The sequence below is a fragment of the Variovorax sp. E3 genome (genome assembly GCF_016082275.1).
Classification (GTDB): Bacteria; Pseudomonadota; Gammaproteobacteria; order Burkholderiales; family Burkholderiaceae_C; genus Variovorax.
The window spans coordinates 15,712-31,347 of the sequence record NZ_MOWM01000082.1; the positions used below are offsets into that span (position 1 = coordinate 15,712).

Below are 15,636 nucleotides of genomic sequence, written 5' to 3' on the forward strand. Positions count from 1 at the left end.
CTTACCAGCGCTTCTCTGGAATGGCGGCCAGCGCCTCGGTGCAGCTGGCCACGGCCTTGGCGCGCTCGTCGCGCAGCAGTTGCCAGTTGTCGGCCTTCCACTGCGCCCACGCCACCGGCTCCGACTGGTAGTAGCACGCCGCCGGCGGGCGCATGAAACCGGGGCGGCCGAGCTCGGCGCCGAACTTCAGGCGGAACAGCTCGTCGGTGCCCGCCAGGTTTTCATAGACCAGGTGCCACGGGCCGGGGTACAGCGGCGTGTCGGCTTCCTTGGGCTGCTGGCGCGCCTCTTCGATTTCCTCGGGCGTGGAGCCGTCGGTGAGCGCGGTCGCGTAGGCGGCTTCGGCGCGCTTGCGGTAGATCTCGGTGGCCAGCTTGCTCAGCGTGTCGTTGAGCTCGCTGATCGCGGGGTTGACGCTCGCGGGGTCGTTCGCGAATTCGTCCAGCGTGTCGCCGGCGAGCTGGTCTTTCGAGAAGCCCTGCGCCGCGACATTGACGTTGCCCGTGAAGAGCGAGACGGCCACGCTCAACGCGACCTGCCCCGCGATGTTGCCGATGGTGCTGTCGCGCCGGATCACGCGAAGGCGCTCGTAGCCGGGCTTGTAGAAGCCGCGCTCGAAGCGGACCCGGGTTTGCTGGGCGGGGAGCGCGGGCTTGCCGGATTCGGCGGCCGGTGCTTCGGTTGCAGCGGGCGCGGCGGGCGCCGCTGCCGCTGCCGGTGCCGCCGTGTCCGGCTCGGCGTGCGCCGAAAGGCAGGCGACGGCCAGCGCGATGCCGCATGTGCGCCATGCGGTGTTGTGTTTTTTCGATCTCATGTAACAAATTCCTCCGCCGCGGATTGTCTCCGCAGCGAAGGCCATTTGTTCAGGCACGTTCAACGACGACGCGGCGCAGGCAGCGGCAGCGTCACCCACCAGGCCGCCCCCACGATCAGCAAGCCCCCGGCCCATCCCCACGGCCCGATGCGCTCGCCGAACCCATACACCGCGATCAGCGCGCCGAACACCGGCTCGCTGCCCATCAGCAGCGACACGCGGCTCGGGCTCGAGCGCGAAGCCGCGTGGTTCTGCGCGAAGAACGCGAACACGGTGCACAGCAACACGAGGTACGCCATGCCCCACCAGAACGACGCGGTGGCCGGCGGCATGTGCCACGCACCGTGGGCCGGCGAAGCGACCAGCGCGAGGCCGCCGCGCCGAGCGCCATCACGCCCGACTGCAGCGCCGTGAGCGTCAGCGCCGGCAGCGCGTGGCGGCCGGCCAGGCGGCGCGTCATGCACACCATCACCGCGCGCAGGAAGGCCGCGACCACCATAAGCCCGTCGCCCCAGCCAAGCGACAGGTCCGCGGGCGAGGTGACCGACAGCATCGCCGCGCCCAGCGCCGACAGGCCCGCCGCCCAGAACACGCGCCGCGCCGGTCGCTGGCCCAGCAGCCACCACTCGACGAAAGGCGTGATCGCCACGCACAGGCTGATGAGGAAGGCCGCGTTGCTCGCGCTCGTCAGCGACACGCCGAAGGTCTCGCACACGAAGATCGCGAGCAGGTTGGCGCCCAGCAGGCCACCCACCGCCAGGCCCTGGCGCCACCGCGCGTCGACGAACAGCGGCCGCAGCGCGGGCAGCAGCACGACGAAGGTCAGCCCGAAGCGCAGCGCGATGAACTCCAGCACGGGCAGTTGCTGCGTCGCCTGCTTGGCCACCGCGTAACTGCCGCCCCACACGGCCGCCACGAGCAGCAGCATGACTTCGGCGATGCCGATGCCCGCCCACTTGCGCGCGCCCGGCGCGCCCCATGCGGCCGCGCCGCCCGTCTGCTTTGAATCCATACTGTCGACCCGCCGTCCATGAACAACCCACAAGAGGAAAAGGATTGTTCAAGGCATCACACGGGCCGGACAGCCATCGGCCGGAACAGGACTCTTGCGTCGTGGGAACGAATTCATTTCTCAAAGTGCTGCCGGAGATGGTGACCTTCCTGCGGGTCGCCGAGCTCGGGAGCTTTTCCGCGGCGGCCGACCTGCTGGGCATGACGCCCTCGGCCGCGAGCCGGCAGGTGAAGCGGCTCGAAAAGGAAATCGGCGTGCAGCTGCTGCAGCGCACGACGCGCCAACTGCGCCTGACCGAGCCCGGCGCGCAAGCCTTCGCGCGCTGCCGCGAGCTGGTGGTGGCGGCGCAGGGCACGATGGACATCGCGCAGCAGTTCGCGAAGAAGCCGGCGGGGCTGGTGCGCATCAGCGCGCCCAAGGCCTTTGCGCGGCGCGTGCTGCATCCGCGCCTCCTCGACTTTCTGCAGGCCTACCCGGAGGTCGACGTGCAGCTGATCGTGGCCGACCGCGACATCGACCCGATCCGCGAAGGCGTCGACCTGGTGGTGCGGCTGACGACCGAGCCGCCCGAGGGGCTGGTGGCGCGGCGGCTGATGCCGGTCGAACACATCGTGTGCGCCACGCCGGCCTACCTGGCGCGGCACGGCGCCATCGCGCAGCCGCAAGACCTGCTGGCGCACAGCTGCCTGTCGCTCGGCGAGCACGAGCGCGACAACCACTGGCGCTTCAGGCGGGGCGACGAAGAGGCCGAGGTGGTGGTGCGCGGGCGCTATGTGTCGAACCACAGCGAGGTGCGGCTCGACGGCGCGCTGGCGGGGCTGGGCGTGGCCTGCGTGCCGGTGTTCATCGCACGGCCGGCGCTGGAGGGCGGCGGCGTGGTGCGCGTGCTGGCCGACTGGGAGTTCCAGGGCAACTACCACGGGCACGCATACATCCTGTACCCGCCCAGCCGCTTCACGGCGCCCAAGTGCCGGGTGCTGGTGGAGCACCTGTGCGGGGCGCTCGCGGCGGGCTGACGCGCCGGCGCCGCGATTGCCAATGGGCTCAGTGCGTCTTCATCAGCGCGCGCACGGCCTGCGGCAGCGAGTGGGCATGCGGCATGAAGTGGTCGAGCAGCGCGCCCAGCGCCACCGCGCAGATCACCGCGCCGAGCAGCGGCTTCCACGTGAGCCGCACGGCGGCCATGAGCCAGCCCTCGCGCGCCACGCGCACCGCGGCGCGGGCCGACACATACGAGAACGCAACCTCGACGGCCACGGCCAGCAGCGCGTCCCAGCTGAAGTACAGCAGCACCAGCGAGCCGGCGCCGAGCACCACGGCCGTGCAGATCAGGAAGACCGCGATGATCGGGATGACGATGACGGCGCCCTCGTCGGCACCGCCCGCGATGTCGAGCGCGCCGCCGGCCACGTCGGACAGGCCGCCGCCCGCATCGCCGCCGCTGCCGCCGCCGTCTCCCAGGTTCACGTGGCTGCCGTGCGAGCTCCCACCGCCGCGTCCGCCGCCGAACTCGACATCGGGCGCGTCGACATCGAGGTCCAGCTCGCGCCCTTCCACCAGCCGCTTCGCCCACCAGCGCAGCACCAGCAGGTAGCCCGCGTACCCCACGCCCAGCGTGAGGAAGTAGCGCACCGCGAGCGAGTCGACATGAAGCAGGTGCATCTGCAGCGCCGACACGCCCCACATCAGCAGCAGCGTGAAGCTGCCGATCAGGATGCCGTGCGTGCGCAGGCTGTAGTTGCGGTGCAGGTCGCGTTCGACCTGCGTTTCCCAAAGGCGCACGGAGCGCCAGTTGGAAAGAACCTTCATTCGCCGTCGTCGGAGGCCGGCGCGAAGGGCACGCGCTGCGCCACGGCGCACATCAGCTCGTAGCCGACGGTGCCCGCGGCCTGCGCGACCTCGTCGATGGACAGCACCGCGCCGCTGGAGGCCGAGGTGCCCCACAGCGTGACTTCGGCGCCGAACTTCGCGTCGGGCACGTTCGTGAGGTCGACGGTGATCATGTCCATGCTCACGCGGCCCACCATGCGGGTGCGCACGCCGTTCACCAGCACCGGCGTGCCGGTGGTGCAGTGGCGCGGGTAGCCGTCGGCATAGCCGACCGCCGCCACGCCGACGGTCAGCGGCCCGTCGGCCGTGAAGCTGGAGCCGTAGCCGATGGTGTCGCCGGCCTTCAGCGTCTGCACGCCGATGATCCGGGTCGACAGCGTCATGGTCGGGCGCAGCTGCCAGTGCGCGGCGTCGTGCTCGGGGTAGTCGGGGGCGCTGCCGTACAGCACGATGCCCGGGCGCACCCAGTCGCCGCGCGTGAGGTCGGCGTGGCGCAGCGTGGCCGCGCTGTTGGCAATGGAGCGCTCGCCCGGCAGGTCGCGCGTGACGCGCTCGAAGGCTTCGAGCTGGTGGGCGATGCCGCGCGTGCCGTCGGCGTCGCTGAAGTGCGTCATCAGCGAAATCTCGTCGACCTGGGTCAGCGCGTTCAGGCGGGTCCAGGCCGAGCCGAAGCGTTCGGGCGCGAAGCCCAGGCGGTTCATGCCCGAATTCATCTTCAGGAACACGCGCTGCGGCTTCAGGGTCTTGTGGGCGGCGAGCATGTCGATCTGCTCGTCGCAGTGCACGGCGTGCCACAGGTCCAGGCGCGAGCACAGCTCCAGGTCGCGCGCGTCGAACACGCCTTCGAGCAGCAAAACCGGGCCGCGCCAGCCGAGGGCGCGCACGCGTTCGGCCTCGGCCAGGTCGAGCAGCGCAAAGCCGTCGGCGCCGCGCAGGCCCTCATAGACCCGCTCGATGCCATGGCCATAGGCGTTGGCTTTGACCACCGCCCAGATGCGGGCGTCCGCGGCCGCGCGGCGGGTCCGCTCGAGGTTGTGGCGCAGGGCGTCGGTGTGGACGGTGGCGAGAATGGGACGCGGCATGGGGCTCTGGCGGGCTCTGGGAAAATGCAGACCACGTTTTAGCATCTTCGGGAATGGGGTCGAACACCGTGGGGATGCGCAATTCGGCGTCGCACCCCCATGCTATAACCGCCCATTCGCTCACAACGCGACACTTTTTCACTACCGCCAGCAGACCCTCTGGCCAGCCAGCCCATCGATGAAGCGCGGTTTTTACACGATCATGTCGGCCCAGTTCTTTTCGTCACTGGCCGACCAAGCGCTTTTCGTTGTTGCGGTCGACCTGATGCGAAGTTCGGGCGCGCCCGAATGGCAGCGCGCGGCCCTGGTACCGATCTTCGCGGTCTTCTACGTGGTGCTGGCACCGCTGGTGGGCGCCTTCGCCGACGCCTTGCCCAAGGGCCGGGTGATGTTCATCAGCAATGCGATCAAGGTGATCGGCTGCCTGATGATGCTGTTCGGCTCGCACCCGCTGCTGTCCTACTCGATCGTCGGGCTGGGGGCGGCGGCGTATTCGCCGGCCAAGTACGGCATCCTGACCGAGCTGCTGCCGGCGTCGCAGCTGGTCAAGGCCAACGGCTGGATCGAGGGCCTGACCATCGCGTCCATTCTCCTGGGCATCGTGCTCGGCGGCGCGCTGGTGGGCCATGCGGTGTCCAGCAAGCTGCTGGCCTTCGACCTGCCGTTCATCGACACCGGCATCGACTCGCCGGCCGAAGCCGCCATCGCGGTGCTGATCGTCGTCTACGTGCTGGCGGCCTGGTTCAACACCCGCATTCCGCACACCGGCGTCGAGATGCGCCCGCTGCGCGCCAACCCCGAACAGGGCCTGGCGCGCAACATCGCCGCGCTGCTGCCCGACTTCTGGCACTGCAACGCACGCCTGTGGCGTGACCGCCTGGGCCAGATCTCGCTGGCGACCACCACGCTCTTCTGGGGCGCGGGCGGCAACCTCAAGTACATCGTGCTGGCCTGGGCCTCGCTGGCACTGGGCTACAACACCACCCAGGCCTCGGCGCTGACCGGCGTGGTGACCATCGGCACGGCCGTGGGCGCATCGTGGCGTCGATGTACATGCGGCTGGACATGGCCACGCGCGTGATCCCGATGGGCATCGCGATGGGGCTGATGGTGATCTGCATGAACTTCATCGGCAACGTCTGGCTGGCGGTGCCGTTCCTCATCATGCTGGGCGGCCTGGGCGGCTTCCTGGTGGTGCCGATGAACGCGCTGCTGCAGCATCGCGGCCACAACCTGATGGGCGCGGGCCGATCGATCGCGGTGCAGAACTTCAACGAGCAGGCGTGCATTCTGCTGCTCGGCGGTTTCTACAGCGTGTGCACCGGCCTGGGCCTGTCGGCCTACGGTGCGATCAGCGCCTTCGGCCTCGTCGTCGCCGGGTGCATGTGGCTCATCAAGCGCTGGCACGAGAACAACCTGAAAAAATACCCCGAAGAGGTCGAGCACCTGCTGGCCATCGCCCGCAGCGACAAGCATCACTGATCTCGCGCGACCGCGTTGGTGAAATGGCCGGCGCGTCGGGCGCCCACCTTCCACCCACGCCACCATGCCCGCGCTCGCCCTGATGTTCAACGCCTTTGCCTGGGGCGTTTCCTGGTTTCCGTTTCGCCAGCTCGCGGGCCATGGGCTGCATCCGCTGTGGACCACCTGCCTGATCTACCTGTTCATCACCGTCGTGATGGGCCTGGTGCGGCGCGAGGCATGGAAGGCTTTTTCCGCGTTCCCGATGCTGCTGGCGCTGGGCCTTGCGGCCGGCTTCACCAACGTGGGCTTCAACTGGGCCGCGACGCAGGGCGACGTGGTGCGCGTGGTGCTGCTGTTCTACCTGATGCCCCTGTGGAACGTGCTGCTGGCCTGGCTGCTGCTGGGCGAGCGCCCGACCGGCGGCGCGCTGGCGCGCGTGGCGCTGGCGCTGACCGGCGTGGTGGTGGTGCTGAAGGCGCCAGGCGTCGACTGGCCGGTGCCGTCGAGCCTGCCGGACTGGCTGGGCGTGGCCGCGGGCTTCAGCTTCGCGGTGACCAACATCACGCTGCGCCACCTGCGGCAGGCGCCGGGCGAGTCGCGCGCGCTGGCGATGTTCTGCGGCTGCACGGTGGTGGGCGGCGTCGCGGCGCTGATCGGCACGGCCGTCGGCGGCATCGCCTCGCCGCTGCAGGCCACGCCCGGCTGGTTCGGCTGGGCCGTGCTGCTGGGCGGCGGGTTCATCTTCGCGAACATGTGCCTGCAGTACGGCGCCGCGCGGCTCACGTCGAGCGCGGCCTCGGTGATCATGCTGTCGGAGGTGATCTTCGCGAGCGTCTCGTCGGTGGCGCTGGGCGCGGCGACCATGGAGCCGCGCATCTTCGCGGGCGCCGCGCTGATCGTGGCGGGCGCGGTGTGGTCGGCGTTTGCGCGAACACCCGCGCCGCGCGATGATCGTGCTTCCGCTCCCACCTGAGGAAACCGCATGACCAGCGTCTACGACTTCGAGGCCAACCAGATCGACGGCAAGCCGGTGAAGCTCTCGGCCTACAAGGGCAAGGTGCTGCTGATCGTGAACACCGCCAGCAAATGCGGCTTCACGCCGCAGTTCGCCGGGCTCGAGGCGCTGCACGAAAAGTACGCGGCCCAGGGGCTCACGGTGCTGGGTTTTCCGTCGAACCAGTTCGGCGCGCAAGACCCGGGCACCAACGAGGAAATCGGCGCCTTCTGCACCAGGAACTACGGCGTGAGCTTTCCGATGATGGAAAAGATCGACGTCAACGGCGACAACGCCGCGCCGCTGTACCAGTGGCTCACCAAGGAAAAGCCGGGCCTGCTCGGCAGCACGGCCATCAAGTGGAACTTCACCAAGTTCCTCGTCGGGCGCGACGGTACGGTGCTCAAGCGCTATGCGCCGCTGGACACGCCGGCCTCGCTCACGCGCGATGTGGAAGCGGCGCTGGCCGCCGCGGGCTGATTCTTTTCAAGCAAGCCTAGAAGCGGAAGTCGGCGGTCTTCGAGCCGCTGCCCACGGTCACGGTCTGGGTCTTGGCGGCACCGCCGGCCGTGGCCGCGTCGATGACGTAGCGCCCGTTCGGCAGGTCGATCAGGCAGATCGGCCCGTTGGCGCGAAACGCCAGCGCGGCGGCGTTGTTGGCGTCGCCGCCCTTGATCGTCACGTCCACGTTGGCCAGGTAGGCGCCGTCGGCACGTGCGAACAGCAGCGCCAGCGGGTGCTCCTTCATAGCCGCGCGCATGGCCGTCGATTCGTCGGACCCGATGCCGCCGCACACGTAGCGCGCCGAGCCCGCGCCTTGCCAGGCCGGCATGGCGCCCTGGGCCTGCGCCGCCATGGCGGCGGCCGCGCAGGCACCGGCCAGCAGCACGCGCCGCAACGTGGGGGAAGCGAGAGGGGCAAAGACAGAGGTCATGGCAAGCACTCCTTGCGGATTCATTCGGTGCCGCCATGATGCGCCGCGAACGGCGTTCGCGCGAGTCGGACCAACGCTCTCCCCGCTGTGCGATCAGGCCTTGTGCAGCGCCGCATCCAGCAGCTCGACCCAGTGCCGCACCGGGGTGTCGCCGCTGCCGCTTTGCAGGTGCGTGATGCAGCCGATGTTGGCCGACGCGATGGTGGCCGGCTGCAGTTGCTTCAGATGGCCGAGCTTGCGGTCGCGCAGCGGATACGCCAGCTCCGGCTGCAGCACCGAATACGTGCCGGCCGAGCCGCAGCACAGGTGCGATTCGTTCATGGCCACGCGCACGTCGAAGCCCAGCGCGCGCAGGTGCGTCTCGACGCCGCCGCGCAGTTTCTGGCCGTGCTGCAAGGTGCAGGGCGGGTGATAGGCCACCACGCCCTCCGGCGCCTTCACGCGGGCCTTCAGCGCGGGCACGAGGTCGGGCAGCAGCTCGCTCAGGTCGCGCGTGAGTTCGCTGATGCGCGCGGCCTTCAGCGCGTAGGCCGCATCGTGCTGCAGGATGTGGCCGTACTCGCGCACGGTGACGCCGCAGCCCGAGGCGTTCATGACGATCGCCTCGACCTCGCTGCGCTCCACCAGCGGCCACCACGCGTCGATGTTGGCGCGCATCTGCGCCTTGCCGCCGTCCTGGTCGTTGAGGTGGAACTTCACCGCGCCGCAGCAGCCGGCCTCGGGCGCGATCACGGTCTGGATGCCCGCCGCGTCGAGCACGCGCGCGGTGGCGCTGTTGATGTTCGGCATCATCGACGGCTGCACGCAGCCCGCGAGCATCAGCACCTTGCGCCCATGCGTGGCGGTGGGCCATGCGCCGGCCTCCTGCTTCGCGGGCACTTGGCTTGCAGCGCCTCGGGCAGCAGGCCGCGCACGGCCTGGCCGAGCTTCATCGCGGGGCCGAAGAGCGGCGATGGCAGGCCTTCTTTCAGCAGCCAGCGCTTCGCGGATTCGGCGGCGGGGCGCGGCACTTTCTCGTCGACGATCTTGCGGCCGATGTCGACGAGGTTGCCGTACTGCACGCCGCTCGGGCAGGTGCTTTCGCAGTTGCGGCAGGTCAGGCAGCGGTCCAGGTGCAGCTGCGTGCTGCGCGTGGGCGCCTTGCCCTCGAGCACCTGCTTGATGAGGTAGATGCGACCGCGCGGGCCGTCGAGCTCGTCGCCGAGCAGTTGATACGTCGGGCAGGTGGCGGTGCAGAAGCCGCAGTGCACGCACTTGCGCAGGATGGCTTCGGCCTCGCGGCCTTCATCGGTGCCGCGGAATTCGGGGGCGAGCTCGGTTTGCATGGCGGTGGCTGTGCTTGTTGTCGTTATGGATTCAAAGGGGCGCGAGCAGGCGGCCGCGATTGAAAAGGCCGTGCGGATCGAACTCGCGCATCAGCGCGCGCTGGATGCGTTCGACGGGCGCGCTCAGCGCATCGAATCGCGGAACGCTGCCCTGCGTGCTCTCACCGGGCCAGCGGAACAGCGTGGCATGGCCGCCCGCCGCGCGCGCGATCTCGCGGATGCGCGCGGCCTGCCCGGGCCGCGCCTTGTACCAGCGCTGGCCGCCGTGCCACTCGATCAGCGGCGCGGCGCCGTCGAGCGCGAGCACCGGCGCGGTCTGCGGCACCGAGAGGCGCCACAGCGCATCGGCGCCTTCGGTGGTGGCGAACCACGGCAGTTGCTGGTCGCGCAGCGCCTGCCAGTCAGCCGCGGCGCGCGCGTTGTCCTTGCGCTCGCCGCCGAGGTGCGCGCACGCGGCTTCCACCGCCGCCACGGCACCACGCAGCCGCAGATACAGCGCACCCGCACCGGCGTATTCGAACCAGCAGCTCGCATTCAGCGGCAGCGGCCGGCCGCCCCATTCGTTGAGCAGGCGCAGCGCATCGGCCTGCCCGCAAGCGAATTCGAGCGTGGCTTCGGCGGGCGCGACAGGCAGCACCTTGAGGCTGACCTCGGCGATCACGCCCAACGTGCCGAGCGACCCCGCGAGCACGCGCGACACGTCGTAGCCCGCGACGTTCTTCATCACCTGACCGCCGAAGGTCAGCACGTCGCCCCGGCCATTGACGATCGTGGCCCCGAGCACGTAGTCGCGCACCGCGCCGACGCTGGCCCGCGCGGGGCCGCTGAGCCCGGCCGCGACCATGCCGCCGACGGTTCCGCCGCTGCCGAAACGCGGCGGCTCGAACGGCAGGCACTGCCCCTTCCCGGCCAATGCCGCTTCGAGTTCGGCAAGCGGTGTGCCGGCGCGCACGGTGACGACCAGCTCGCTCGGTTCGTAGCTCGTGATGCCGGCCAGGTCGGTCGTGCTCAGCACGTCGCCTTGCGGCGCTTCGCCGTAGAAGTCCTTGGTGCCACCGCCGCGAATGCACAGCGGCTTGGCGTCTGCGGCGGCAGACTTGATGCGCTCGACGAGTTGGTGGAGGGCGGTGTCGAGGCTCATCGGATGCTCTGTCGTTGATGTTCTTGTGCGGGGCGGGCGCGGCACGCTGCGAAGAAGCGGAAGGAACGCCTCTTCATCAGAACCTCGGCAAATCAGGATGCGACAATTTTCCCCCGCGCACCACCTGCTTGCCGTACTCGGCGCAGCGCTGCAACGTGGGAATCACCTTGCCGGGGTTCAGCATGCCTTCGGGATCGAAAGCGCGCTTCACACCGAACATCTGCTCGTTCTCGGCCGCCGTGAACTGCACGCACATGCTGTTGAGTTTTTCCACGCCCACGCCGTGCTCGCCCGACACCGTGCCGCCCATCGCGACACTGGTCTCCAGGATGTCGGCGCCGAAGAGTTCGCAGCGGTGCAGCTCGTCGGGGTCGTTGGCGTCGAACAGCACCAGCGGGTGCAGGTTGCCGTCGCCCGCGTGGAACACGTTGCAGCAGCGCAGGTTGTACTTTTTCTCCATCTCCTGGATGGCCAGCAGGATGTCGGCCAGCCGCTTGCGCGGAATCGTCGAGTCCAGGCACATGTAGTCGGGGCTGATGCGGCCCGAGGCGGGGAACGCGTTCTTGCGCCCGCTCCAGAATTTCATGCGCTCTTCTTCGCTGTTGCTGCACGCGATGGCCGTGGCGCCGCAGCCGCGCAGCACCGCCGTCATGCGGCCGATTTCTTCCTCGACCTCCTCGGGCGTGCCGTCGGATTCGCACAGCAGGATGGCGGCGGCGTCCAGGTCGTAGCCCGCGCGCACGAAGTCTTCGACGGCAGCGGTCATGGGCTTGTCCATCATCTCCAGTCCCGCCGGAATGATGCCGGCCGCAATCACCGCAGCCACCGCGTCGCCGGCTTTTCGCACGTCGTCGAAGCTGGCCATGATGCAGCGCGCGAGCTGCGGCTTGGGCACGAGCTTGACCGTCACTTCGGTGGTCACGGCGAGCATGCCTTCGCTGCCGATGACCAGCGCGAGCAGGTCGAGCCCTGGCGCATCGAGCGCGTCGCCGCCGAACTCGACCGGCTCGCCCTCGGCCGTGAAGCCGCGCACGCGCAGCACGTTGTGCAAGGTCAGGCCGTATTTGAGGCAGTGCACGCCGCCCGAGTTCTCGGCCACGTTGCCGCCGATGGTGCAGGCGATCTGGCTCGACGGGTCGGGCGCGTAGTACAGGTTGAAAGGCGCGGCGGCCTCGCTGATGGCGAGGTTGCGCACGCCGCACTGCACGACGGCCGTGCGGCCCACGGGATCGATCTTCAGGATGCGGTTGAACTTGGCGAGCGACATGGTCACGCCCATGGTGTGCGGCATGGCGCCACCCGAGAGCCCCGTGCCCGCACCGCGCGCCACCACGGGCACGCCGAGCTGGTGGCAGGTCTTGAGCACGGCGGCCACCTGCGCCTCGGTCTCGGGCAGGGTCACCACCAGCGGGCGAGCGCGGTAGGCGGTGAGGCCGTCGCACTCGTAGGGCGTGGTGTCTTCGTCGTGCCAGATCAGCGCGTGGGCCGGCAGGTGCGCCTGCAGCGCGCGGACCACCTGGGACTGGCGCTCTGTTTTCTGTAGCGAATCTTGCTGTGTGGGGGTGAGCGGCGCGTTCATCGGCGGGCCTCTTTTCTTCTGTTCGCAGGTGTCGGGTCTCTGACCGCACTCTACGGAATTTGCGGCCCACCCGGGTTGAGGGATTTTCGCGGGGCGCTTGAGAGAACTTTGCCGGCCGGTTGGCGGTTCAGCGCAGGCTCTGTTCGAGCCAGTCGGCGAACGCCGCGCATTCCCAGCGCTCCAGCGTGCCCGGCTGCCAGCAGATGTAGTGCCGGTGCGGCGACGGCACGGCCAGGTCGGACAGCGCCACCAGCCGGCCCGATTCGAACCACGCCGCGCCCATCTTCTGCCGCACCAGCGCCACGCCGAAACCGCTGGCGGCCGCGTCGTACACCAGCCCCAGGTCGTTGAACTGCGAGCCGATGTTCGGCTCGGGCTGGTCGAGGCCGCAGCTCGCGAACCAGGTGCCCCAGGGCTCGAGCGGGCTGCGGATCAGCCGCGCGCTCGCGATCTCGGCCGCGGTGCGAAAACCCTGGAACGGGCCGAACTCGTTGAGGTAGCTCGGGCTGCAGGCCGGCACCACCTGCTCTTCGAGCACGAGGCGGTGCTCGCAGTCGGCGTACGCGCCGGGGCCGTAGCGCACCTCGAGGTCGGCCTGCTCGGCGGTCACGTCGAGCAGCGGAATCGACACCTGCAGCACCAGCTCGATGTCGGGGTAGATGTTGCGGAACAGCTCGAGCCGGGGCATCAGGAACTGGCGGCTGAAGGTGGGCGTGACGGCGATGCGCAGCCGCGTCGCGCGCTGGGCCGCGTTGGCGCCGAGCGGCGTGGCCTGCAGCGCCGCGAGCCCCGTGCGCACGTTCGCAAGGTAGGCGGCGCCGTCGGCCGTGAGGCTGAAGTCGCTGCGCCCGAACAGCTTGAAGCCCACGTGCGATTCGAGCTGGCGGATGCGGTGGCTCACGGCGCTGGGCGTGACGCACAGCTCGTCGGCCGCGCGGCCCGCGTGCCGCAGGCGGGCCACGGCCTCGAAGGTCAGCAGGCACTGGATCGGCGGAATGTGCTGCAGGGCCATGAAAGGCGGCGGCCCTCAGTCCTCGAAGAAGCTCACCGGCAGGCCCGGCGTGTCGACGCGCATCGCGATCACCATGCCCGAGGCCGGGCGCTGCGCGATCTCGTCGGCGGGCCGGCCCTTGCGGGCGCTGGTGACGAACAGGGTCTTCAGGTCGTCGCCGCCGAAGCAGGGCATGGTCGGGCACTGCACCGGCACGGCAACGGATGCCACGCGCTCGCCCGAAGGCGCGAAGCGCAGCAGCTGCGCGCCTTCGAACATGGCGACCCAGTAGTGGCCTTGCGCGTCGATGGTGGCGCCGTCGGGGCGGCCGTCGTAGTGCAGCGGCGACGCGGGCGTCCAGCTTCGGGCTTGGCGTCGAACTGCTGGAACACGCGGGCGCGCGAGAGCGAGTTGGCCTCGGCGTCCCAGTCCCATGCATGCACCACGTGCGCGGCGGTGTCGGCCCAGTAGAGCGTGCGGGCGTCGGGCGAAAAGCCCAGGCCGTTGGCGGTGGTGGCCTGGTTGGCCATCTGCGTGATGTTGGGCGAAATGCCGGTGTCGCTGCGCGCGTCGAAGCAGTACAGCGCGGCGTTGGGCCGGTCTTTCGCCTCGTTGAGCGAGCCGCCCCAGAAGCGGCCCAGCGCGTCGCACTTGCCGTCGTTGAAGCGCATGGTGCGCACGTCGTGCTCCACGCGCGCCATCGCGACCAGCTCGCCGCCCCATTCGCGGGCGCGGTAGATGCCGTCGCGCAGCGCGATCACGAGGCCGCCGCTGCGCGCGGGCGCCATGCAGCCGGGCTCGGTGGACAGCGCCCAGCGCTCGACGGTGGCGCCCGGCGAGCCGATGTCGCCGCGCGTGCGCAGCACGGCGCGCCCGGGAATGTCGAGCCAGTAGAGCGATCGCTCCGCGGGGTGCCAGAACGGCGATTCGCCGAGCTCGCAAAGGCTGTCTTCGATGGAGGTCCACATGGTGTGTGGATTGTGCCCCCGGCCATCGGCGCGGCCGATAAAAAAAGCCCGCTGGCGCCGGGGCGCTCGCGGGCTGAACATCCAAAGGAGACCTCGCTTGAAAAATCGTTACTTTGCTTTGTTCTTGTAAGAGGTGGTGGTCGTTTGTTCGTTTGCAGGGCGGCCCGAAGGCAGCCCCGCAAAGGCGGCAGGTCAGCGGTTGTAGGCGGTTTCGCCGTGGGAAGAAATGTCGAGGCCTTCGCGCTCTTCTTCTTCCGACACACGCAGGCCCAGGGTCAGGTCGGCGATCTTGTAGGCAATGAATGCCACCACGCCGGACCACACCACGGTGAGCGCCACGCTCTTGATCTGGATCCAGACCTGCGCGCCCATCGAGAAGGTGTCGGGCGTTGCGCCGCCGGTGCCGCCCAGGCCCTTGGCCGCGAACACACCGGTCAGGATGGCACCCAGGATGCCGCCCACGCCGTGCACGCCGAACACGTCGAACGCGTCGTCGGCGCCGAGCATGCGCTTCAGGCCGCCCACGCCCCACAGGCAGACCAGGCCGGCCAGCAGGCCCAGCACGATCGAACCCATCGGGCCGACGAAACCGGCGGCGGGCGTGACGGCCACGAGGCCGGCAACGGCGCCGGACGCGGCGCCCAGCATCGAGGCCTTGCCCTTGTGCAGGCTTTCACCCAGGATCCACGACAGCGCGGCGGCGGCGGTGGCCAGCACCGTGTTGATGAAGGCCAGGCCGGCGACGGCGTTGGCGGCACCGGCCGAGCCGGCGTTGAAGCCGAACCAGCCGACCCACAGCAGCGAGGCGCCGACCATGGTGAGCGTGAGCGAGTGAGGCGTGAACGCTTCCTTGCCGTAGCCGACGCGCTTGCCGACCATGTAGGCACCGACCAGGCCGGCCACGCCGGCGTTGATGTGCACCACGGTGCCGCCGGCGAAGTCCAGCGCGCCGTCCTTGCCCAGCAGGCCGCCGCCCCACACGATGTGGGCGATCGGCACGTAGCTGAAGGTGAACCACAGCACCGAGAACAGCAGCACGGCCGAGAACTTGGCGCGTTCGGCGAAGGCGCCGACGATCAGCGCCACGGTGATGGCGGCGAAGGTGCCCTGGAACGCGACGAACACGTATTCGGGAATCGTGGTCAGCGCGCCGAAGGTCTCCTGCGTGATGCCCTTCATGAAGATCTTGTCGAAGGTGCCGAAGAAGTTGCCGTCACCCGAGAAGGCCAGGCTGTAGCCGTACACGGCCCACAGGATGCTGATCAGCGAGAAGATCACGAAGACCTGCATCAGCACCGACAGCATGTTCTTCGAGCGGCCCAGGCCGCCGTAGAACAGCGCCAGGCCGGGAATGGTCATGAGGATCACGAGCAGGGTCGAGGTCAGCATCCAGGCGGTGTCGCCGGAGTCGATCTTCGGTGCCGGCGCGGCGGCGGGGGCAGCAGCTGCAGCTGCAGCGGCGGGCGCGGCTGCATCGGCGGCCGGGGTAGCGGCGGGCGCCG

11 protein-coding genes and 4 pseudogenes are annotated in these 15,636 nt (G+C 69.5%); 4 read left to right on the plus strand and 11 right to left on the minus strand.

Translation table 11 applies throughout. From position 1 onward, the window contains the following. Position 1 precedes the first annotated feature (1 nt). Entirely contained in the window at positions 2-814 is an 813-nt protein-coding gene (locus tag BMG07_RS24575) for a hypothetical protein (RefSeq protein ID WP_198086740.1), read from the minus strand. Between the two features lie 59 nt (positions 815-873). After that, positions 874-1,826 (minus strand): annotated as a pseudogene (locus BMG07_RS24580) (DMT family transporter). A gap of 101 nt (positions 1,827-1,927) precedes the next feature. Between BMG07_RS24580 and BMG07_RS24585 the strand changes: the two are divergent. Beyond that, on the plus strand, positions 1,928-2,842 hold the full coding sequence (locus BMG07_RS24585; RefSeq protein WP_198086741.1) for a LysR family transcriptional regulator: 915 nt from the start codon (positions 1,928-1,930) through the stop codon (positions 2,840-2,842). A gap of 28 nt (positions 2,843-2,870) precedes the next feature. Here BMG07_RS24585 and BMG07_RS24590 read toward each other — a convergent pair whose 3' ends face one another. Then, positions 2,871-3,635, minus strand: a complete 765-nt coding sequence (locus BMG07_RS24590; RefSeq protein ID WP_198086742.1) for a hypothetical protein — start codon at positions 3,633-3,635, stop codon at positions 2,871-2,873. After that, entirely contained in the window at positions 3,632-4,738 is a 1,107-nt protein-coding gene (gene alr / locus BMG07_RS24595) for an alanine racemase (RefSeq protein ID WP_198086743.1), read from the minus strand. The genes BMG07_RS24590 and alr overlap by 4 nt, the downstream gene beginning before the upstream one ends. Positions 4,739-4,916: 178 nt before the next feature. On the opposite strand from alr, the pseudogene lplT reads away from it, so the two are divergent. The 3 genes and pseudogenes from lplT (at position 4,917) to BMG07_RS24610 (ending at position 7,676) form a co-directional block, all read left to right on the plus strand. Then, positions 4,917-6,220 (plus strand): annotated as a pseudogene (gene lplT / locus BMG07_RS24600) (lysophospholipid transporter LplT). A gap of 64 nt (positions 6,221-6,284) precedes the next feature. Next, entirely contained in the window at positions 6,285-7,175 is an 891-nt protein-coding gene (locus BMG07_RS24605) for a DMT family transporter (protein ID WP_198086744.1), read from the plus strand. A gap of 9 nt (positions 7,176-7,184) precedes the next feature. Further along, positions 7,185-7,676: a glutathione peroxidase gene (locus tag BMG07_RS24610; RefSeq protein WP_198086745.1), complete on the plus strand. Its 492-nt coding sequence runs from the start codon at positions 7,185-7,187 to the stop codon at positions 7,674-7,676. A 16-nt stretch (positions 7,677-7,692) separates the two neighbouring features. Here BMG07_RS24610 and BMG07_RS24615 read toward each other — a convergent pair whose 3' ends face one another. From BMG07_RS24615 to BMG07_RS24645, 7 genes and pseudogenes are all read right to left on the minus strand, one after another. Next, entirely contained in the window at positions 7,693-8,130 is a 438-nt protein-coding gene (locus BMG07_RS24615; protein ID WP_198086746.1) for a carboxypeptidase regulatory-like domain-containing protein, read from the minus strand. Positions 8,131-8,223: 93 nt separating this feature from the next. Next, positions 8,224-9,455: pseudogene (gene glcF, locus BMG07_RS24620) on the minus strand (glycolate oxidase subunit GlcF). A gap of 31 nt (positions 9,456-9,486) precedes the next feature. Next, a complete protein-coding gene (gene glcE, locus BMG07_RS24625) occupies positions 9,487-10,596 on the minus strand; it encodes a glycolate oxidase subunit GlcE (protein ID WP_198086747.1) in 1,110 nt (369 codons plus the stop codon). Positions 10,597-10,672: 76 nt separating this feature from the next. Further along, entirely contained in the window at positions 10,673-12,175 is a 1,503-nt protein-coding gene (locus BMG07_RS24630; protein ID WP_198086748.1) for an FAD-linked oxidase C-terminal domain-containing protein, read from the minus strand. A 127-nt stretch (positions 12,176-12,302) separates the two neighbouring features. Beyond that, on the minus strand, positions 12,303-13,187 hold the full coding sequence (locus BMG07_RS24635; protein ID WP_198086749.1) for a LysR substrate-binding domain-containing protein: 885 nt from the start codon (positions 13,185-13,187) through the stop codon (positions 12,303-12,305). 15 nt (positions 13,188-13,202) lie between these two features. After that, a pseudogene (locus BMG07_RS24640) lies at positions 13,203-14,134 on the minus strand (SMP-30/gluconolactonase/LRE family protein). Positions 14,135-14,326: 192 nt separating this feature from the next. Next, positions 14,327-15,636 (minus strand): ammonium transporter (locus BMG07_RS24645; RefSeq protein WP_198086750.1); only part of this gene is annotated, 1,310 nt, incomplete at its 5' end.